This window comes from Paenibacillus sp. FSL R7-0652 (assembly GCF_038595045.1).
Classification (GTDB): Bacteria; Bacillota; Bacilli; order Paenibacillales; family Paenibacillaceae; genus Paenibacillus.
Genome location: NZ_CP152001.1, coordinates 2,633,878 through 2,654,286 on the forward strand (window position 1 = coordinate 2,633,878; position 20,409 = coordinate 2,654,286).

20 protein-coding genes are annotated in these 20,409 nt (G+C 47.7%); 16 read left to right on the plus strand and 4 right to left on the minus strand.

Going from position 1 to position 20,409, the window contains the following annotated elements; genetic code table 11:
• Positions 1 to 112: 112 nt before the first annotated feature.
• Entirely contained in the window at positions 113 to 1,747 is a 1,635-nt protein-coding gene (locus MKY97_RS12175) for an S-layer homology domain-containing protein (RefSeq protein ID WP_342555671.1), read from the plus strand.
• A 205-nt stretch (positions 1,748 to 1,952) separates the two neighbouring features.
• Positions 1,953 to 2,867, plus strand: a complete 915-nt coding sequence (locus MKY97_RS12180; RefSeq protein WP_342555672.1) for an NAD(P)/FAD-dependent oxidoreductase — start codon at positions 1,953 to 1,955, stop codon at positions 2,865 to 2,867.
• Between the two features lie 102 nt (positions 2,868 to 2,969).
• On the opposite strand, the gene MKY97_RS12185 is transcribed toward MKY97_RS12180, so the two are convergent.
• Positions 2,970 to 3,179, minus strand: coding sequence for a hypothetical protein (locus MKY97_RS12185; protein ID WP_342555673.1), 210 nt, complete (start codon positions 3,177 to 3,179; stop codon positions 2,970 to 2,972).
• A gap of 264 nt (positions 3,180 to 3,443) precedes the next feature.
• Here MKY97_RS12185 and MKY97_RS12190 point away from each other — a divergent pair, with 264 nt between their 5' ends.
• From MKY97_RS12190 to MKY97_RS12205, 4 genes are all read left to right on the plus strand, one after another.
• Positions 3,444 to 3,797, plus strand: coding sequence for a DUF3243 domain-containing protein (locus tag MKY97_RS12190; RefSeq protein WP_342555674.1), 354 nt, complete (start codon positions 3,444 to 3,446; stop codon positions 3,795 to 3,797).
• Positions 3,798 to 4,129: 332 nt separating this feature from the next.
• On the plus strand, positions 4,130 to 4,696 hold the full coding sequence (locus MKY97_RS12195; protein ID WP_342555675.1) for a hypothetical protein: 567 nt from the start codon (positions 4,130 to 4,132) through the stop codon (positions 4,694 to 4,696).
• Positions 4,697 to 4,861: 165 nt separating this feature from the next.
• Positions 4,862 to 5,719 (plus strand): heme o synthase, encoded by an 858-nt coding sequence (cyoE, locus tag MKY97_RS12200; protein ID WP_342555676.1) that lies wholly within the window; start codon positions 4,862 to 4,864, stop codon positions 5,717 to 5,719.
• 171 nt (positions 5,720 to 5,890) lie between these two features.
• Positions 5,891 to 6,373, plus strand: a complete 483-nt coding sequence (locus MKY97_RS12205) for a tetratricopeptide repeat protein (protein WP_342555677.1) — start codon at positions 5,891 to 5,893, stop codon at positions 6,371 to 6,373.
• Positions 6,374 to 6,426: 53 nt separating this feature from the next.
• Here MKY97_RS12205 and MKY97_RS12210 read toward each other — a convergent pair whose 3' ends face one another.
• Positions 6,427 to 7,317: a LysR substrate-binding domain-containing protein gene (locus tag MKY97_RS12210; protein ID WP_342555678.1), complete on the minus strand. Its 891-nt coding sequence runs from the start codon at positions 7,315 to 7,317 to the stop codon at positions 6,427 to 6,429.
• Positions 7,318 to 7,497: 180 nt separating this feature from the next.
• Here MKY97_RS12210 and MKY97_RS12215 point away from each other — a divergent pair, with 180 nt between their 5' ends.
• The 6 genes from MKY97_RS12215 to MKY97_RS12240 all read left to right on the plus strand — a co-directional run bounded on the left by MKY97_RS12215 (position 7,498) and on the right by MKY97_RS12240 (position 15,026).
• Complete coding sequence (locus MKY97_RS12215; protein WP_342555679.1) at positions 7,498 to 8,409, plus strand: DMT family transporter; 912 nt, start codon at positions 7,498 to 7,500, stop codon at positions 8,407 to 8,409.
• A 96-nt stretch (positions 8,410 to 8,505) separates the two neighbouring features.
• Complete coding sequence (locus MKY97_RS12220; RefSeq protein ID WP_342555680.1) at positions 8,506 to 9,642, plus strand: LacI family DNA-binding transcriptional regulator; 1,137 nt, start codon at positions 8,506 to 8,508, stop codon at positions 9,640 to 9,642.
• A gap of 240 nt (positions 9,643 to 9,882) precedes the next feature.
• On the plus strand, positions 9,883 to 12,438 hold the full coding sequence (locus MKY97_RS12225) for a glycoside hydrolase family 2 protein (protein WP_342555681.1): 2,556 nt from the start codon (positions 9,883 to 9,885) through the stop codon (positions 12,436 to 12,438).
• Positions 12,439 to 12,636: 198 nt separating this feature from the next.
• Complete coding sequence (locus MKY97_RS12230) at positions 12,637 to 13,161, plus strand: stalk domain-containing protein (RefSeq protein WP_342555682.1); 525 nt, start codon at positions 12,637 to 12,639, stop codon at positions 13,159 to 13,161.
• A 126-nt stretch (positions 13,162 to 13,287) separates the two neighbouring features.
• Positions 13,288 to 13,989: a response regulator transcription factor gene (locus MKY97_RS12235; RefSeq protein ID WP_342555683.1), complete on the plus strand. Its 702-nt coding sequence runs from the start codon at positions 13,288 to 13,290 to the stop codon at positions 13,987 to 13,989.
• Positions 13,986 to 15,026, plus strand: a complete 1,041-nt coding sequence (locus MKY97_RS12240) for an ATP-binding protein (protein ID WP_342555684.1) — start codon at positions 13,986 to 13,988, stop codon at positions 15,024 to 15,026. Before MKY97_RS12235 ends, MKY97_RS12240 begins: the two co-directional genes overlap by 4 nt.
• Before the next feature lie 136 nt (positions 15,027 to 15,162).
• Here the strand turns inward: MKY97_RS12240 and MKY97_RS12245 are convergent, their stop codons facing one another.
• Both MKY97_RS12245 and MKY97_RS12250 read right to left on the minus strand, forming a co-directional pair.
• Positions 15,163 to 15,828 (minus strand): hypothetical protein, encoded by a 666-nt coding sequence (locus MKY97_RS12245; RefSeq protein WP_342555685.1) that lies wholly within the window; start codon positions 15,826 to 15,828, stop codon positions 15,163 to 15,165.
• 61 nt (positions 15,829 to 15,889) lie between these two features.
• Positions 15,890 to 16,411, minus strand: coding sequence for a hypothetical protein (locus MKY97_RS12250; protein WP_342555686.1), 522 nt, complete (start codon positions 16,409 to 16,411; stop codon positions 15,890 to 15,892).
• A 225-nt stretch (positions 16,412 to 16,636) separates the two neighbouring features.
• On the opposite strand from MKY97_RS12250, the gene MKY97_RS12255 reads away from it, so the two are divergent.
• The 4 genes from MKY97_RS12255 (at position 16,637) to MKY97_RS12270 (ending at position 20,362) form a co-directional block, all read left to right on the plus strand.
• Positions 16,637 to 17,314: an SOS response-associated peptidase gene (locus MKY97_RS12255; protein ID WP_342556310.1), complete on the plus strand. Its 678-nt coding sequence runs from the start codon at positions 16,637 to 16,639 to the stop codon at positions 17,312 to 17,314.
• 251 nt (positions 17,315 to 17,565) lie between these two features.
• Positions 17,566 to 18,696, plus strand: coding sequence for an NADH-dependent flavin oxidoreductase (locus MKY97_RS12260; protein WP_342555687.1), 1,131 nt, complete (start codon positions 17,566 to 17,568; stop codon positions 18,694 to 18,696).
• Between the two features lie 156 nt (positions 18,697 to 18,852).
• Positions 18,853 to 19,620 (plus strand): DeoR/GlpR family DNA-binding transcription regulator, encoded by a 768-nt coding sequence (locus MKY97_RS12265; RefSeq protein WP_342556311.1) that lies wholly within the window; start codon positions 18,853 to 18,855, stop codon positions 19,618 to 19,620.
• Positions 19,621 to 19,903: 283 nt separating this feature from the next.
• Positions 19,904 to 20,362 carry an OsmC family protein gene (locus MKY97_RS12270; protein ID WP_342556312.1) on the plus strand — a complete coding sequence of 153 codons (459 nt, stop codon included), beginning with the start codon at positions 19,904 to 19,906 and terminating at the stop codon, positions 20,360 to 20,362.
• The last annotated feature ends 47 nt before the right edge of the window (positions 20,363 to 20,409 follow it).

The window sequence follows — 20,409 nt, forward strand, 5'->3', positions numbered from 1 at the left end:
AGTTAAAATTACACAAGTAAATCCTTCATTACCAACATTTAACCACATACGGCCTCGCTTCAATTTGATACGATGATGAAGATCGTAAACTATTGAAGTGAGGCTTTTTACTGTGAAAATAATAGATGTTAATAGAACATATCGTCCAATGTGGAAGATTGTTTTATGCGGCGCCATCGTGTTAGGTTCGATGATGGGTTGTGGAAGCACCCTAAGCGCAGAAACGAGCTTGAAGCCTGTTTTCCAAGATGCACGTACAAGTTATGCAAGAGAAGCCATCGACCGCCTGGTGTACAAAGGGATTGTTGCGGGAACGACACAGCATACATTTGAACCCAAAAAAGCGGTCACACGGGCAGAATTTGCATCATTTGCCGTACGTTTGCTCGGATTAAAACCGGTTTCGAACAATATCTCTCCTTACATGGATACTCCTGTGAAAGCCTGGTATTACGGTAATGTCGGGGCGATGACCAATCTATCTATCCTAGAAGGGAAAGGTCAGAATATGTTCAAGCCTAATGCCTCCATTACCCGTGAAGAGGCGGCGGCTCTGCTTGTTCGTATGCTGAAACAGCGTCCTGTAGAAAATAATCTTTTATTCTATACATATAAGGACGCAGCGGATATCTCAGACTGGGCTCGTCCATATGTACAGAAGGTGCACCAGCTTGGATTGATGCGCGGAAGCAGTGAACTTTTCCGACCGGGTGACCAAGTCACTCGTGAAGAAGCAGCGGTTATGCTGGATTCCGTATTACAAAATCCTTCTTGGGCAGCGCAAATCAAGCGCAAACCGGACGTTGGAATTCAACTGGGGTGGCAGTACAATTCTTCGGCGGCAGCGTTTATCAACCAAGTAGAGCAGTCCCCGGTGAACACCGTAGTGCCGCGCTGGTTTTTCCTGAACAAGGATATGAGTGTTTCGAATCATGCCAATTCGACTTTGATCTCCTGGGCAGCTGCTTCGGGCAGACAGCTCTGGCCCATGCTCGGTAATCGTTCCAACGCAGCCGTGACCCATCAGATGTTATCCAGCTCCGTGAACCGGGAAGCGGTTGTTCGCGAGATAAGTGCTTTGGTTAAAAAATATAAACTTGGCGGCATCAATGTGGATTTTGAAAATGTGGACCCTGCCGACCGGGAAGGTTTCACCTCCTTCGTGACCTCGTTAACGGCTTCGCTGCATACTCTCGGTGCTGTCGTATCGGTCGATGTTTCACCTAATCTGGGTTCAGATTGGACGGCAGCCTTTGATTACGTTAAACTGGGCGCGGTATCGGACTACATGGTGCTTATGAATTATGAGGAGCATTGGAATGGTGACCCTAAAGCAGGTTCCGTGGCATCGCTTCCGTGGGTGGAAAGCGCGCTGGCAAAGATGGTGTCTGAAGTGGATCGGGCGAAAACGATAATGGCACTGCCGTTGTATACGAGGGACTGGTCCGCTGTAAATCCGGCGGGAGCTTCTTGGGATATTACGCTGGGCGAGCAGGGGGTGCGGGCAGCCGCATCGGGTTCTTTCAAACACTGGGATACCCGATTGAACCAGTACATCATCAACTATATTTCCAACCAAACGGCAAGAGCAATCTGGGCAGAAGATAGCCGATCGCTGTCAGCCAAAGTACTGATGAGCCGTAAACAGAACATTGCAGGTCTCGCATACTGGTACATGGGCGGAGAGACTTCCGATGTATGGAATGCGATTACTAACGCCTTGCAGTTTGAATCGTATACGTTCTGACCAAGCTCAAGCTCTTATGGAGCAGTGAACCCGAACCTTCGTTGGCTGAAACCGGAGGTTTGGGTCTTTTATTTTTGGTATAAGCTATGGGATAAGTCAGGGCGTTTAAGCCTGTTTGTACGGTTTAATGTATAGAAGGACAACGATGGTCCTGTAGGTTATACCCTATAAAATCAAGTATTGGATATACAGGAGGAGAAGAAGCATGCGAGAGATGGATTGCATTATTGTGGGTGGGGGGCTCGCAGGGCTTCAAGCTGCCATCCAGCTTGGACGTTATTCAGCGCATCAAGTACTGGTTGTGGATGCCGGAGAAGGACGGTCAACGCTGTGTAGAACGTACCATAATATTCTTGGATACCCGGATGGTATCTCGGGACAAGAACTTCGAGACCTTGGCAGAATGCAGGCCGAACGAACAGGTGTGTCTATTGAACGGGATCGAATTATAGAAGCTGTACGTGTGAAGGACGAAAAAATCAGGCTTAAAGGTTCTTCGGGAACCTTATATGAGGCCAAAACGGTGCTGCTGGCCACCGGGTTAACGGACCGCGTGCCGGATATACCCGGATTGAAGCCAACCCTTGGCAGAACCGTCTACGTATGCCCCGATTGTGACGGATATGAAATACAGGGGAAACGGACCATTCTGCTGGGAGCAGGTGAAGCTGGAGCAAATATGGCGATGACTCTGATTGAACGCACAGAGGATCTGTTATATATCAATCATGAACAGACAGAGATCTCTGCCGAGCTTCATCGTCAGATGAAGCAGGCGGGAGTCCGTTATCTGGAAGCGGCTGTGCAGGAAGTACAGCAGATGGAGGATGGGCATATCACTGGTGTACTCACCGAAGATGGGCAGATTTTCGAATCGGAACGTGGATTTATTGCTTTTGGCGGTAACCGGGTTCATTACGAACTTGCCGAACAGCTGGGTGCTGTCATAGCAGACAATAAACATGTGGAAGCAAACCCTCGCAGCATGCAGGCCGCACCACAGGTGTGGATTGCAGGGGACCTTGGTGTTCATGCAGAGCAGGCAACGGTTGCTATGGGTGAAGGCGCTATTGCCGCGATCTGGATTCATAAAACGCTGCAGCAGATCGCCAAAGGTTAAGCGTTACGCCATCATAAAAACAAGTAAAAAAGAGTCCTCCAAAGCCGGACAGCAGGCAAAAGGAGGACTCTTTCTCATGTTTAACGGAATATAAAGGTATATTTATTTTTCGGGATGGTCTGTTTTGTTCTTTTCCGCAGAACGATCAGGTTTGTCATGGGTAAAATCCTTGCGAATATTATCCACGATATCACCGACAACACCTTCAATCATGTCCGTTGGTCCTGGATTTCTTGGATCGGGTTCGATAACGGTGTTCACACCAGGCTTCAGTTCATCTTTTGTTTTCTCATGTTTGGGCTTGTCATTCATATGATTTCCTCCTTAAACTCCGTCGTTATCCATATTAACTAACATAACCAGACATCAGATGGTATATGTAAAACGATTAACCCCATGATCATTTTTGAAACGGCTGTTTTCGCATATAATTCTCAAAAAAAACGAAATTGACGTATACTGATTAAACTTCAGCAGTACGTTTATATTATAAATGACTCTTGCTTGTGAAGCTTTTAGCAAGCTCGTTATAAACAGTCAATATAAATAAGCAATTAAACTGAGGAGGTAACACCAATGAATGAACAAAATCATGTGATCCACAAAAACGGACAGGTTTCGACAGATCAGGTAGACAGCGCAATTGAAAAGATTGCACCCGAAGAAAGAGATCAGATTTTACAAAATTTTGATGCATTCAAAGAATACCTCGGCAAACGGATTGCCATGGGTGAATCCATCGGTTTAAGTGAAGAGCAGATGGCTAAAATCGCACAAAAAGTAGCAGATCACTTGGCGGCTAACGAAGAACCTCGCAATCGTGAAGAGAAGCTGCTGCAGGAACTGTGGAATGTAGGGAAAGAACAGGAGCGCCATATGCTGGCTCATATGCTGGTTCGTTTGGCCCAAGATACCAGAACAAGTCACTAGAAATATTCAGGCATAAGCTGACCGGACAAGCATACATTAAGATAGATGAAGCAGAAACCCCGAATGCATCTCATTTGGGGTTTCTCTAATCTTAACAGGTAAACAGGTGCGGTAGTGATGACGTGGATTGTAACTATTTTTAATCTGGCTGATACTTTTGAAGAAACGGTATGACGTATGATGAGTACATAGCACATGAACTCGTAAAAATACAGGTTGTTCGTTTGAGAAGGAAAGCTTTCGTTTAATAATTGGAGAAGAGAAATGTTGGTTAGTGAAAGTGAAATTTATTAAAGGTTATTGAAAGTCACGTAAATGAAGGAGAGATGGGCATGAAGAACGCGGCGAAACAATGGAGATTACGGATGATCGGTGCAGCAGCAGCTCTGCTTGGCATCATCGTGCTGACTACATATTTGCTTACCCCTGCGAATGCAGAGGAGCGTACGAATGTTCAGTCACCAGCTGCGAATAAAGCACAGCCCGCAAATTCCGAAGTGTATACAGCTTATATTGACGGAATGCGTGTTGAAGACGGAAAATTAATGCTGACTATAGACAAAATTGGCTGGTATCAAGGCGAAGAAGCAGATGAGATTTTCAAACAGCGTAATCCCGATGCGGGCATAGATGGAGCGCCGGACGGTTACTATATTATTAATGATAATAAAGAGCAGGAACAGGTTGAGGTCAATGCTGACGCCAAAGTGCTCATGCAGCTGTATGATCGCGATGGTACAGTACAAGGAACAGAAATCCAGTGGAACGAGCCGGTGACACTGTCCAAATTCGAATCATTATACGGAAACAAGCAGATTATGGATCTTTCCGTATTCCCATATCACCTTACAATTCAAGATGGTAAAGTCATCAAGATTGTACAGCAGTATATCCCTTAAATAAATCATAGATTAAGATTAATCCAACCAGTTAAAGCATTCTTCCTCTCTAAGAAGGGGAAGAATGCTTTTTGTTATGACAAATGCTTGAAAGCGATTGTAATTCGTTGTTGGTACATGTATCATTATAGGAATGGCGTTTTTACATCGTTCAGGAGGCTTCTGATGCTTAAAGACATGATTGCACTAACCAAGCCCGGACTGTTAAGGCTGAATGTATTTGCAGTTGCCGTCGGTTTCTGGGTCGCTTCACAATGGAATATCGCATGGGGATTGCTGCTTATGGTTCTAATTGGTTCAACTTTGGTCATTGCTTCGGCCTGTGTCATCAACAACTATTGGGACCGTGAGCTGGATCAGAAGATGGAACGAACGAAAAAAAGAATGGACTACATTAACCATCTGAAGCCTGGATTCGTTCTTGGGTACGGTTTGGTACTCGGCGCGGCTGGTTTAGCCGTATTGTTTCTGCTGGTGAATCCGCTGTCAGGCTGGATGGCGCTGCTTGGTTGGTTTGCTTATATCGTGATTTATACGATGTGGCTGAAACGCAGTTCAACGTGGAGTACATCCCTGGGGGGGATTGCAGGAGCGATGCCGCCGGTAATTGGTTATACGGCGGTTACGGACGAAATTGATGCAGGTGCATGGCTGCTGTTTGCATTTTTATTTTTGTGGCAGCCACCACACTTCTGGTCTCTGGGTATTCGTCGCGTTGAAGAATATCGAGCTGCGGGATTTCCGCTTCTACCCGTGGTCAAAGGGGTGAAACGAACCAAGCTCCAGATGATACCTTATGTGTTTCTGCTCATTCCTGCGGTATTCCTGCTGTATTATTTTGATTACGTCGGGCTGATCTTCCTCATCATATCTCTGATCAGCAGCATAATCTGGTTTGTACATACACTCAGCGGTTTAAACACACAGGATGACGAGAAGTGGGCGAAGGTGAACTTTTTGATCTCGGTCAATTATTTGATGCTTATATTTATCGTCATGGTCGTAAATACAACTTGGACTTAACAGAAAAGAGCGGGGACGCTCTTCAGGAAGCACATGTTGGAGTGCGGCTGCTCAAACGCAGCGCTGCTGTCATTTCAACGTGTGCTTTTCTGCGTGGCTTTAGGCGGCGTTTGGTTGAAAAATTGTAAGGGATGTATATGAATACCCATTTTTGATATAGGATGTGACAGCATGAATGATCTGCAGCAGGCCTTACACTGGCGTCAGGAAGGGAGAATGCAGGAAGCCATCGAGCTTCTGCACAAGATTACGGAACGGGAGCCGGAAAATGGAGAAGGTTGGTATCAACTCGCTTGGGCCCATGATTCACTCGGTTTGGAACGGGAAGCAGTACCCTATTATGAACAAGCACTACAGCTGAAACTTTCCGCGGAAGATCGGGCTGGGGCTATTTTAGGTCTAGGGAGCACCTATCGTACGCTCGGACAATATGAGCAGGCCAGAACATGGTTGCTTACGGGGATTACGGAGTTTCCAGAGCACCGTGAATTCGAAGTGTTCTATGCCATGGTGCTCTACAACCTTGGAGAGCATACGGAAGCGATGCAGCGGCTGCTCGTTCAACTTGCGGATACTTCTGGAGATCAGCGAATCAAAGACTACAACCGGGCGATACGTTATTATGCCGATCAGCTGGATCGGGTCTGGGATTAACGAAGAAGCAAAATCAAAAGTATGGACGTGTCTTCGCTTTCCTCTCAGTCCTCTTATGAATGTGATATTCCTCGATCAGAGCCTAGCCATTGCTGTACTTCCTCGATATAACGACGTGCTGCCGGTGACAGATTGCGAAGCGAAGCGCACGCTAGACCAATCATTCGATAGGGATCTCCCGCAAGCGGTACAATAGCGAGGGAATGCGTATGATTTTGCAGCACCATCTCCGGAAGCAGACTGATACCAAGTCCGCTCTGGACCATGGCCATAATCGCCTGATCCTCGGCAACTTCGTACACAACGTTCAACTTGGCGGCGTGCTGCCGGATCAAACGTTCAATCTCGTTGTCACCGCCCCACTTGGGAAGGATGAAGGGCTGTTCCAGTAAAAGCTCGAATGATACCGATTCCTCTGAAGCGAGATCATGATCAAGAGGCAGGATGCACATCATCCTGTCTTTTTGCAATGTGATGGTTTCGAATGGTGTTGATTCGCCAAGAGATAAAAAACCAAGGTCGATGGCACCGCTGGCCAGCCAGTTCTCAATCTCGGCATAGTCACCTTCCCACAGCTTGATCTCAATCCCGGGATGGTGAAGCCGGAACTGCTTGAGAATACCGGGAAGCCACTGGGTGGAGACACTGGCAAATGTACCGATGCGTACTGTACCGATCTCGGCGCCGCGGATCAAGGAAATCTCCTGATTCATCAGCTCCGCCCAGCGTATAATCTCCCGTGTATAACCGAGAATACGTTCCCCCTCAGCAGTGACCCTTACACCGGCGCGGCTTCGATGCAGCAGAGAAAAGCCGCAGTCACTCTCCAGACTTGTGATAGCGTGGCTTACGGCAGATTGTGTAATGTTCAGGACTTCGGATGCTTTGGTCAGACTGCCGTATTCGACGACAGTATTCAGAATCTCATATTTGATCAGAGACATTGAAGGGAGACTTCCTTTCTGTGTCGGCATGCATTGTTATACATGAGTTTATTTCATATTAACTATTATAAATATTCATTTTTATAATGCAAAGAGATCGTATATACTTTCCAAGGTGAGTTAGTTGGTATTACATACAATACAGCTCAGACTATATAGAAGAATGAAGGTAGAAGCAGGATGGACGGGGTAAAGGGAAAACAAATTCAAGCATCACGAAGAGCAGATGTGCAGATGCTGCTCGCAACCGTTATATGGGGGTCTTCCTATCTGTTTATGAAATCAGGACTAGCCTCTATTCAGGAACTTAATCTAATTGCTTTGCGATTCGGCATAGCTTTTGCAGCGGCAGGGCTGCTGTTCCACAGGCGTTTGTGGAAAGTGGATCGTGGGACACTGGCAGCGGGAGGTATTCTCGGTACAGCTTTATTTGCTGCTTTTGTCTTCATTACTTATGGTGTGCAGCGGACAACGGCGTCCCAGGCGGGATTTCTGATCAGTCTGGCTGTCATTTTCGTGCCGATATTAACGACGATCCTGCGTTGGCGGCTGCCGGATAAACGACTGACTATCAGCATTACGGTCGCTGTAGCAGGACTTGGATTATTGACGCTGCAGCATGAAATGAGTCTGCACCTCGGGGATCTGTTGTGTATTCTCGCAGCACTGGCGTATGCCGTTTATATCATGCTTGCAGGTAAATACACGCCAAAGCATGATCCGCTTACTCTTGGCGTTGTTCAGCTGGGGACTGCGGCACTATGGGGAACCGCAGCCGCATTTTTGTTCGAAACGCCGCAGCTGCCGGATACCCCGGAATCATGGGCATCAATCTTGGGACTTGGCATATTATGCAGCGGGCTTGGTTACATGCTGCAGACTTTCGCGCAGCGTCATGCATCGCCGACGAGAACCAGCCTGATCTTTTCGCTGGAGCCGCTGTTTGCGGCAGCGTTTGCCTTTATTTTTCAAGGAGAGTCACTTACACTTCAAGGATACGTTGGAGCAGCGCTGATGCTGGCAGGCGTTCTGATCACAGAGATCAAAGTGTCTCTGCCTATCTTCAGACGCAGCAAACGCCCGGTACTGTAACATGTACCTGCTTCCATGAATTTTTTTGAAATTCAGAGTTTATGAAAAAGGATATGGATGTGGATGTTAATCCGATCCATGATCGGGATACAATAGATGCTTATTATGAAGCCTAACAAAACCCGGATGAACAAAACTTGTTTTGTTCATCCGGGTTTTTATGCTACACTGGATGGAAAATCAGGAAAATCGGGTGAGCAGATGGGCAAAAGAGTGACGATGCAGCAGATTGCAGATGCAGCGGGGGTATCCAAGTTCGCTGTTTCTCGTGCGCTGACGGGAAAGCCGGGGGTTAGTGAGTACACGCGAGAAATGATTGTGAGGACTGCAGGGCAGCTGGGTTATTTTAAAACAGACCCGAAGCGTTATCCAGTGTCAGACCCTCTTTCTGTCAGTGCAAAACCAAGGAAGAAGTGTGAGGGCACCATACTGGTTCTATTTCCTAACATACGCTCACAAAATCGTTCTTCTTTGTATTGGGGCCCTGTATTCGACGGCATCTCAGCCCGGTTGAATGAAATGGGGATGGACATCTTAACGCTGACAGAACCTTCTTCGGATCATATGTTTTCAGTTCTGAATCCCGAGGCGATTCGGGGAGTAATTACGGTCGGTACGATCTCGACATCGGTACTGCTCGAAATATACCGTCTGCGCATCCCGCTTGTCATGGTCGATCACGAGGATTCGGCCATTCATGCCGATACCGTGTTTGCCGACAACGTAAAGTGTATGAAAGAGATGGTGCTTATGCTTGCAGCGAAGGGATACAAGCGGTTCCAGTTTGCCGGTCAGCTGCCGGATGCGGTCAGCTTCCGGGAACGCTGGCTGGGATATCGGATGGGACTGGAGGAGATGAATCTGAAGGCAGAGCAGCATCCGGGACTGCTGGTACAGGAGTATATCGAAATGCAGCAGACGATCAAAGACATGAAGCATGAAGACATTCCAGAAGTGGTCATATGTGCGAACGATCATACAGCGTTTATCATTATGGAGGCTTTGCGGAACCGTGCGGTTGAGGTGCCCGAGCGCTGCGCAGTCACGGGGTTTGATAATACCCGGACGGATGATCCTATTTTGGCTACAGCTTATATTCCCAAAGAACATCTCGGGGCGCGGGCTGTAGATCAGCTGCTGTGGCGGATGAACAATCCGGAAGCCCCCCATGAACGAAAGTTAATTCACGCGGCATTAATGATGAGGGATGAGTATCACTCCATACAAACTTAATGAGGGGCGGCTCACCTTTATCCGAGTTCGTGTGTAATGGAAAAAGGAATGCAGTGGAAAGACATGGAGAAGCCGTTCTCTGTGTCTTTTTTTTGCGAATTAAGTGCACAGTTCTTTTTTTAACAAAATTCATTGACTGGCGAGCAGCTAACATGTTAATTTTGTTTTGTGAATTGTTTTCTATTATACTAACAAAACCTAACAAATGAATTGACTAATGTAAACACATGGGAGGCTGTCATGAGCGTAATACAATCGCAACTTTTAGAGAACTGGACGTTTAAGGCTTGTGAAGATCAGGAATGGATGCCGGCTCAAGTGCCTGGATGTGTACATACGGATCTGCTGCGGCTGGGCAAAATTCCCGATCCGTTCTACGGCACGAACGAGAAGGAAGTGCAGTGGATCGACAAGAAGGATTGGGAGTACCAAACGGCTTTTGATGTTGAGGCTTCACTCTATGCACAGGAACAGCTGGAACTGGTTTTTGACGGGTTGGATACGTATGCCGATGTATACGTGAATGACACTCATGTGCTGTCTGCGGACAACATGTTCCGGGTATGGAAGGCAGATATAAAAGCACTCGTGAAAGAACAAGACAACGTGCTTCGTATTCGTTTTCGATCTCCCATCCAGGAGGACTTGCCGAAGCTGGAGAAGCTGGGGTACGCTCTGCCTGCTTCGAATGATCAATCCGATGTGGGCGGTCTTGGGGATAAACGTGTCAGTATTTTTGCCCGCAAAGCGCCATATCACTATGGCTGGGATTGGGGCCCGCGTTTTGTCACCAGCGGTATCTGGCGAGAAGTCAGGCTTGAAGGCTGGACAGACGTAACCATTAAAGACTTGTTTATCCGGCAAAACGAAGTGACTGCCGCATCGGCTCAAGTGACTGCCGTGGTCGAAGTTGAAACTTCGCAGCCTATAGATACTGTTATTCGCATTGGTGCGGATGGTCAGCGCTGGGAGACAGCAGTATCTCTGCAGCCTGGTTCACACACAGTGGAAGTGCCCGTGTCCATTCCAGATCCGAGGCTTTGGTGGAGCCGTGGACTGGGTGAACCTTACCGATATACTTTTGCAGCCGAGGTGCTTCAGGGCGAGCGGGCAGTCGCGTATTATGAAGTCCAGACAGGACTTCGTTCTGTCCGTCTCGTTCGTGATCCGGACGAAGCCGGTGCAACTTTTTATTTTGAATTGAATGGAGTCGCGGTGTTTGCCAAAGGAGCCAACCACATTCCAAATGACAGCTTCATTACAGAAATGACGCGTGAACGATATCTGCATGAGATCATCTCGGCAGCCGAGTCCAACATGAATATGCTGCGTGTATGGGGCGGGGGCTTCTATGAAGAGGACGTGTTCTATGATCTTTGCGATGAGTATGGGATCATGGTGTGGCAGGATTTTATGTTTGCCTGCAGCATGTATCCGGGGGATGAAGCATTTCTGGAAAGTGTCCGGCATGAGGCCATCGACAACGTGAAACGACTGCGCAACCATCCGAGTATTGTGCTGTGGTGCGGAAACAATGAGATTGATTCGGCTTGGGCGCATTATATTGAGAACGGAGGCTGGGGCTGGAAAAAGGATTATAACGCCGAGCAGCGTGATCGCATCTGGGCAGACTATGAGGCCATCTTCCATGACCTGCTGCCGGAAGTTGTGGAAGCCTACGCACCAGGTATGGATTACTGGCCTTCGTCACCGCTTGTATCGCTGTCAGGAGACGAGAAGCAGCATGCCCATCCGTCGACATCGGAAGGGGACATCCATTACTGGGGTGTATGGCACAACGTTGAACCTTTTGAGAATTACAATGTGTATGTCGGTCGTTTCATGAGTGAATATGGATTCCAATCGTTCCCGGAATACAAGTCGGTGCGAACGTATGCGGAGGAAGCAGATCTGGCGCTGGAATCAGAGGTCATGCTGGCACATCAAAAGAACGGAGCGGGCAATCGGCTGATCAAGCAGTACATGGATATGTATTTGCCTGCATCGAAGGACTTCCCTTCCTTCCTCTATATGAGCCAGGTGCTTCAAGCAGAAGCGATGAAAACGGCAATTGAAGCTCATCGACGCCGCAAGCCGTACTGCATGGGTACGCTGTACTGGCAGATGAATGACTGCTGGCCTGTCGCTTCGTGGGCAGGGATGGATTATCTTGGCCGCTGGAAAGCACTGCAGTATTATGCCAAACGCAGTTTCAGCGATGTGCTGGTATCTGCGGATGGTACACAGAAAGACTTCACGGATATTTATGTGATCTCGGACCAATTGAATCCGGTGAAAGGGCAGCTTCAGCTTCGCCTGATCGGATTCGATGGCCAGGTGCATCGGGATGAAACACTTGAAGTCAGCTTGGCACCGAATTCAGGTGAGAAACTAGGTTCGCTGCAGCATGCTGATTGGCTCAAAGGGCTTGATCCGGCAGCTGTGCTGCTGCGTTTGGACCTGCATCAGGACGGTGCGGCTGATATCGTGCAGGAGCATTATTTTGTGCCCGCCAAAGATCTTGCACTGCAGCAAGCAAACATTAAAGTCAGTGAAGTGACTGATGAAGAGGGAAAATATCTGGTGCTGGAGAGTGATCAGCTTGCCAAGCAGGTATGGATGTCTTCGGAGAGCGAAGGAATATTCACGGACAATTTCTTCGATCTGATCCCTGGTATTCCGGTAAAGGTGAAATTTACTTCAAGAGAAGCTCTGCAGCGTGAGGATGTGATCTCGAATCCAGGTCCCGTTGAGGTACGATCCATGATTGATTTTATTCAAGTAGACAAAGGGTAAGTTAAGGGAAGAACAAGTTTGGGTTAAATTAATTAAACGGTTGAAGTCTCTCATAAAGGGGGATTTCAACCTTTTTTATATCAGTATGATCCAAATGTTTACATTGTAATGGTTTCGTAATGTTTTACTTAGAGAATCGTAAGTTGTTCGCTATATCGTAGTCCATGCAAGCAACTAAACGATGGAGTGTGATAAAAAATGATGAAAACAGGCACAAGCAAAAAGATGATTGCAGCAGCGATGTTGGTGATGTCGTTAACGTTCTCAGGATTAACGAGCGCAAGCGCGGCAGAGATGAAAATGATCAAAAAGGATGGCATGGAACTTGTGCAGTTGAGGCAGGCTGCAAATATGTATGGTTACAGCATTATGTGGGACAGCCAAGATCGTTCGGTCACATTGATGTACAATGGCGGGATGGACGATATGAAGATGAAAGACGAGATGACAATGAGCAGCGACATGAAGATGCATAACGATTTGATGAATACAGATAGCAAGATGATGGACGATGACATGATGATGACGGACGATAAGATAATGAAGGAAGAAATGATGATGCCTGCGGCTAAAACCATTAAAGTGTGGGTGGGTTCTAAAAAAATGATGGTCGACGGCATGCAGGTTAGTCTGAATTCAATGCCTTCTATACATGAGGGGAGTACGTATGTGAGTCATATGGTCGTTTCCAAATACATGATGCCTATGAATACGATGAAGTAAGATTAGGAAGATAGAGGAAGCATAAAAAGAAGATAAATGAAGTAAGAAGATAAACGTGACAATGCATGACCATCACCCTGTGATATGATATTGCAAAATGCTTGTTTTGAATATGGGGTGAGTTCATTGAATGAGCGTATTATGGTGGCCGATGATGACAGCAATATTACAGACGTATGCCGCAGGTATCTGGAGCGGGAAGGTTATACGGTTGTAACAGCTAGGGATGGCTTGGAGGCGATTGAGATGTGGCGCAGTCAGACTCCGCATTTGATTGTGCTTGATCTGATGATGCCGCATAAAAATGGCTGGGAAGTCTGTAATGAGATTCGGCAAACGGAAGATGTACCGATTATCATGCTGACTGCTCGCGGGGAAGAGCAGGATCGACTAATGGGGCTGACTATGGGAGCCGATGATTATTTGACCAAACCCTTTAGTCCGAGAGAACTGGTCCTGCGTATCAAAGCAGTATTGCGGAGGACGCGAACAGCACAGGCCTCATCTGCTGCCTCCACACATACGATTAGTTATGAGGGGATGATGATTGATTTTGCGAGACGTGAAGTAAAGATCGGCGAACGGCTCATTGACTTAACGGTTACCGAGTTTGAGATGCTGTATTTGCTGGCAAGTCACCCCGGGCAGGTATTTTCACGCAGCCAGATGATGAGCAAAATTTGGGACTTCAGCTATGAGGGAGATACAACTACAGTGACCGTGCATATTCGGAGATTGAGGGAGAAGATTGAACAGAATGCTTCGGATCCGAAATATATCAAAACCGTATGGGGCATTGGTTACAAGTTTGCAGGTGGCTCGTCATGAAGCTGCGTACGTATTTGGTATTGTCCAGTCTTACAGGCATTGGCGTACTGCTGATCTGTTTATTGATCAGTTATTCAAAAATGCTGCTTACCATCGAACAGTTTTATCTATTGTCGGCAGTAACGGGCGGAGTAGGTTTACTTTCTTTTGTTCTTCAGTATTTATTAACGAAGCCATTAGAGAAGTCCATCGCACGTATTACAGAGCGCACAAAGCGACTGGCCGAAGGGGATTTCCAGACGGAAGTCCCTCTCGTCGGTCCACAGGAATTCAAGATGCTCGCACAGCAATTTAATGAAATGAGCTCCAGGCTGAAGGAGAGCTTTGACGATCTGCATCATTCCGAATCAGCCAGACGAGAGTTAATTGCAAATGTTTCCCATGACTTGCGTACACCTCTGGCCTCGATTCAGGCTTTTGTTGAAGCGCTGGAGGATGATGTAATCAAGGATGAAGTCACCTTTCAACGATACTTGAACACGATTCGTCTGGAAACGAAACGGTTGGGAGGCCTGATTCAGGACCTTTTTGACCTATCCAGTCTGGAAGCGAAGGGGGATCAGTTCGATCCTCAGCCCAGCCATGTTGATGAGTTAGTGCTCAGCACACTGGAGAGCTTTTCGTTTCATCTTGCCGAGAGACAGCTGCGCGTGGAGATTAAGCTGCCTGATCGATTGCCGGCGGTTATGATGGTGCCTGCACAGATGAAGCGTGTACTCTCTAATTTACTGCAAAATGCCATTCAATACTCTCCTGTCGAAGGCACAATTATGCTTACTGCAGCTGAGCAGGGAGCATTTTTACGAATTGCGGTGATGGATGAAGGTGAGGGAATTGAAGTGCAGGAAACGAAACGTATTTTCGACCGTTTTTATCGCATTGATAAATCTCGCAGTAAAAATAATGGAGGTGCGGGACTTGGGCTCGCCATTGCTCAATCGATTGTGGAACGGCATGGGGGTGAGATCGGGGTGCAGAGTACAAAGGGTGCAGGCAGCTGCTTCTGGTTTACCCTTCCGGTGTATGTCAGCCGCTAACTTTATTCAGATATCTTTCGAGCGGCAAAAAAACGTACTGATCGGTTCCCCGGGCAGCACGTTTTTTTATTTTATGTAGAGCAGTATGCTGCGGCAGGACATGGAACAGATATAGAAGCATGAAAACATGGAAGGGTTACGGAGTCGACTGCTCGTCCTTAATCTGCTGCAGATCATTGAGGCTCAGCGTCAGATTATTCTCCGGATGTGCACTGACGATGACTTCCGTCTCGGAAAGTTCACTTGGCTGGTTTGATTCGGGAGCGGGCTTCACCACGTAAAGGCTCTGGACGCTGTTCAGCAGACTTGCAGGCGTGTCTGCATACGTTTCAAGGAACAGAACGTAGTCTTTGGTTGGCAACAGCTGAAGATTATCGTCATTAATCACTTTGGTACTGCCCAGTTGGCCGCCAAGCTGCTTGACTTCAAGCTGATCTCCTGCTGTGTAACGGCCCTTATAGGGTTCTGCCACCTGAACCGTATAGATGGTATAGATTTTGTCAAAAGAAATCTGTTCATCCGCCGCGCTTTCAGCAGTGCCCAGCTCATTTTGTTCCAGAGAGTCCGTCTTAGCTTTGTCATTCAAAGCTTCAATTCGGGTCTGGATCACACGGCCCTTCACGATGGTATCGGCCCGGTCAGTTAGAGCATCTATACTGCTGTAATTCGGGTAATCTTCGGAAGCAATGACAGTGATCGGCGCATCAGAGGGAGAAGCGGCAGGTGATGTTGAAGAGCAGCCCACGACAGACAGAACAAAAAGGGACGAGACGAGCAGGGTGAATACTCGGTTCTTTTTCATAGATTGGAATCCTCCTTGGTAATAGGCTGTACAGCTTAAGTAAGATTACAGGTCACGCGGATTAATATCTGGATTTGACATTGTTAATATCGAAGGTTTGCGGTTTGGTCATAGAATTCCGGTTACGGGTATAAGACATGATCGAAGGGCTGCTGGTTGTTGGATTGTCACCGAGCCAGATGGAGTGGCCGAGTTCATGGACGAACACGCTTTGAATGAAGTTGGTCAGGTTGGAGGCATCGGTGGTGATCGTGGAGGTGTTAAGCTCAATGCGGAAGTTAACGACCTGATTGCCGGAGACGGAAGCGTAGTTGACACCATATGCGGTATTGTTGAAGCTGCCGACGGTAATCGTGTTGGAAGAGCTGCTTGATTTGACAAACTGTACTTTGGCTCCTGCGTTGTTCCAGTTGGCAAGAGAAGTGTCCATTGGACCCTGCCATGCAGCGGCGTAAGTATAAGGACGGATCGGAATGGTGGAGCTTGGGTAACCGTAATTCAAAAAGGTTGCGGCGTAGATCGTGCTGCCAAACATTGCAAGCGCAGAAAACAGCATCAGGGTCATCAAAAACTTCCTTTTCATACTTAAAACCTCCAATAAATGTATATTTTCTCTATTATAGTAACAAGGAAAAGCGAACCTGGAATGAGTCTCAAGTCGTTGTTTTTGTCGTGAAAAAAAGGAAATGCTTGTGCCGCAGCGGAAGGCTTGTCACAACAAGTCGTTTTCTGTCCAGGGAGTATGCATAAATTCCCTTTACTTACAAACAATACACTCAACCCTGAACGAAAAAAGGAGTGTATGATGATGTGCGAACGCTTTTCACTCGCAGCGGACCTGGATGAAGTCCGGGATCATTTCAAGGTACAGCGGGTCATGTATTACTATAAAAATCGTTATAACATCAGTCCAACGCAGCATACGCCGATCATTCTGCATCAGGATGGAGAACGGGTTCTGGATGAGTTCCGTTGGGGGTTTATACCGTTCTGGGGGCGGGATGCAGTGAATGCGAACTTGATGACCGTGCATGAAAATCCGGCGTATTACAAATTGGTTGAAACCAAACGATGCGTTATCCCATGCAACGGGCTGTATTACTGGCGCCAAGAAGGGAAAAAGCGTTATGCCGTGCGTGTTGTGATGCCGGATCGCGGTCTATTTGGCATTGCGGGGCTGTATGAGATTTGGAAAGACACCCGTAAGCAGCCGCTGCGTACCTGCACGATGCTTATGGCTGGTGCTAATCTCGTAACCCGCGAGTTCGGCAGTAAAATGCCGGCGATTCTTGCAGAGGACGAGATTAATACTTGGCTTGATCCAGCCAATACACGGGTAACGCAGCTGCTGCCGCTGCTCAAAACCTACAATCGCACAGATATGAATCTATATCCGGTCACACCGATGGTGGCTAATGATGAACATGATTGTTATGAATGTGTGGAAGAGATGGAACAGAAGCTGGCATATGTTCGGAGCTACTGAGGATTGTAATGCAGAGGCTGCTTGTGGTATTTCTTGTTTCTGAGATTTCGAAATGGTTAAAAGAACAGGATGGGGAGTCCGATGGACGCTCTGTCCTTTTCAATGTTTGTCATTTTTCCCGCGTGCAGGCAGGAGCATTGAAAAAGCAAAAGTTGCAATTGAATTAAAACGTAACTATAATAATTACAGTAAAAGAATGCATATATCCATATATCTATTTAAAGAGATATATAACCGGGAGGAAACCACGAATGAATCCAAAGTATTCCAAAATGTTTGAACAAGTTTCACTGCCAAGCGGCATTACGCTGAAAAACCGGATCGTGCTTGCTCCTATGACTCATATGTCCTCTAATTCAGATGGCACGGTATCCGATGCTGAGCTTGCATATTATGCACGCCGCACTGGGGGAGCGGGGATGTCGGTTACAGCAGTAACTCATGTTACGCCTAACGGAATTGGATTCCCTGCCCAATTTGGTTCTTACGACGACAGTTTTATCCCCGGACTGAAACGTCTGGCTGAAACGATCAAACAGCAAGGCTCTGCTGCTGTACTGCAAATGTTTCATGCAGGCCGTCTGACACCGGAACAAGCCGTTCCAGCAGGTGAGGTGGTCGCACCTAGTGCCGTTGCAAGTGAACGTCCCGGCTCTCCGGAGCCTAGAGAAATGACGGATGAAGAGATTACATCCGTCATTCGTGATTTCGGTGAAGCGACTCGCCGTGCGATTGAAGCCGGTTTCGACGGTGTTGAGATCCATGGCGCAAACGGGTACCTGATCCAGCAGTTTTTCTCTCCGCACTCCAACCGTCGCGAAGACCGCTGGGGCGGCAGTGTAGAGAAACGTCTGGCATTCCCGCTTGCGGTGGTAGACGAAGTACAGCGTGTCGCTGCCGAGCATACGAAGCTTCCGTTTATTGTGGGATACCGCTTCTCCCCGGAAGAGCCTGAAACGCCGGGTCTGACGATGGAGGATACGTATGCACTTGTCGATGCTTTAAAAGATAAAAACCTCGATTACCTGCACGTTTCCTTGAATGAGTTCTGGTCGAAGCCAAGACGGGGTGAAGAAGATACACGTTCCCGGATCGAATATATTCTGGATCGTGTGGGCGGCAAAGTGCCTGTGATCGGTGTAGGCGCGATCCACACCGCAGACGAGGCGGCAGCAGCTCTGGAGACGGGGGTCCCGCTGCTGGCTATTGGACGTGAGCTAATTATCGAGCCGGACTGGGTCGAGAAGATTGAAAGCGGACGGGAAGAGGACATTGAGACAATTCTGACGAAAGCGGATCAGGAGCGTCTGGTCATCCCTGACGGATTGTGGAATGCGATTATCCATACACCGGGTTGGTTCCCTATGGCAGACGACAAATAAAAAGTGGAAATGACTGAATGAAGGGGGCGAAAGCCTCCTTTTTTACATAAATGTACGAATGCTGTTTCCGTATGGTGAAATTCTCCTGACAGCCGCTCTATGGTATGATGGGATGACAGATTTAGCTGGAACAATAACGGTTTGGAGTGAATGATGATGCTCGTTGCGGAACGATATGAAAAAATAGTGGAATGGGTCGATGCGCATGGAAGCATGCGTGTCACCGAGCTTAGTGAGCGCTGCGGAGTAACGGAGGAGACGATCCGCCGTGACCTGGACAAGCTGGAGCAGGCAGGCAGGCTCAGACGCTCGCATGGTGGAGCGGTAAGTGTGAAATACAAAGACGAGCTGCAGTCCGAGATCCCTTATCCCGAGCGGGCTGTAGCGCATGCAGACGAGAAACGCCGCATTGCTGGTGAGGCGGTGAAGCTGGTGGAGCCGGGCGACCGGATTGCACTCGATGCGAGTACAACCGCGTGGTACATGGCGGCTGGACTGCCGAATATTCCGCTCACGGTGCTGACCAACTCGATGAAGGTTGCGGCAGAGCTGAGCACGAAAGAACAGATTCGTGTCATTGCTGCAGGCGGACAGCTTGCGCCCAAATCCTTGTCTTTTGTCGGTCCGCTCGCAGAACGTTCGCTGGATGCGTACCATGTGGATAAAGTGTTTCTATCTTGTAAAGGGGTGCATCTGACCAAGGGCATCAGCGAGTCGAATGAATTACAGGCGCTCGTGAAGCAGAAGATGATTCATATTGCCGATGAAGTGATCCTGCTTGCTGATTCGAGCAAGTTTAACATTCAAGCTTTTACAAGAGTGGCAGCGATGGAAAGTGTTAGTAAAGTGATTACCGATCTGGGTGCACAGGATGAGCATGTCGACGCATTGAACGAACTTCAAATTCCGTGTATACGTGTGTGAGCGTAACAGACGTCAGAATATTACAAATGAATATTTATAAGATAAACTCTTTATTTACACTTTAACGGAGAGGACAGAGAAAAACTGAAAAAGCGGAGCTAAAAGCTTCTGAAAAGAAAGCTAACATCGGAAGCATACGCTTCGCCTTTATCACCGGATTTTTCCCTTTGGAAAAGGGAATCAAAAAACATCTGGGGATAACAGCGATTGGAAGTTTATTCTGTCATTGGAGTCTCCGTGTAAAAGTATTTAGTTCAACTTATCATAGGAAGGATCGATGGCAATGAAACATCCGTTTCACTTAAAAGCAGTATGGAATGGCGGTCGAAACAGCGAGGGCACGATTGATGCAGGGGGGTTAAAAACGGTTATCTCCATCCCGCAGGAGATGGGCGGTCCGGGTACAGGAACAAACCCCGACGAGATGCTGCTGGGGGCAGCAGCAACCTGTTACCTGATCACCCTCGCCGCGATGCTGGAGCGTTCAGATATCACACCTGACGAGCTGACGCTGGAATCGGAGGCTGCGGTGGATGTGACGAATAACGTATTTACGTATGAGCGGATTGTACACCGGCCGCGAATTGTGCTTGCTGTCGATGCGTCCGAGTCGGATGCGGCCAAGGCTGAGCGGCTGGCACATAAGGCGGAGCAATCCTGTATGATATCCCGTGCTGTGGCAGGCAATGTGGCGATCGAAACTCATCCTGTGATTGTAACCAATGGAGCTGGCGCAGTGTGATATAATGGGTGCAGACGACATTATTCGTCATTTGTGCAAAATAAGGA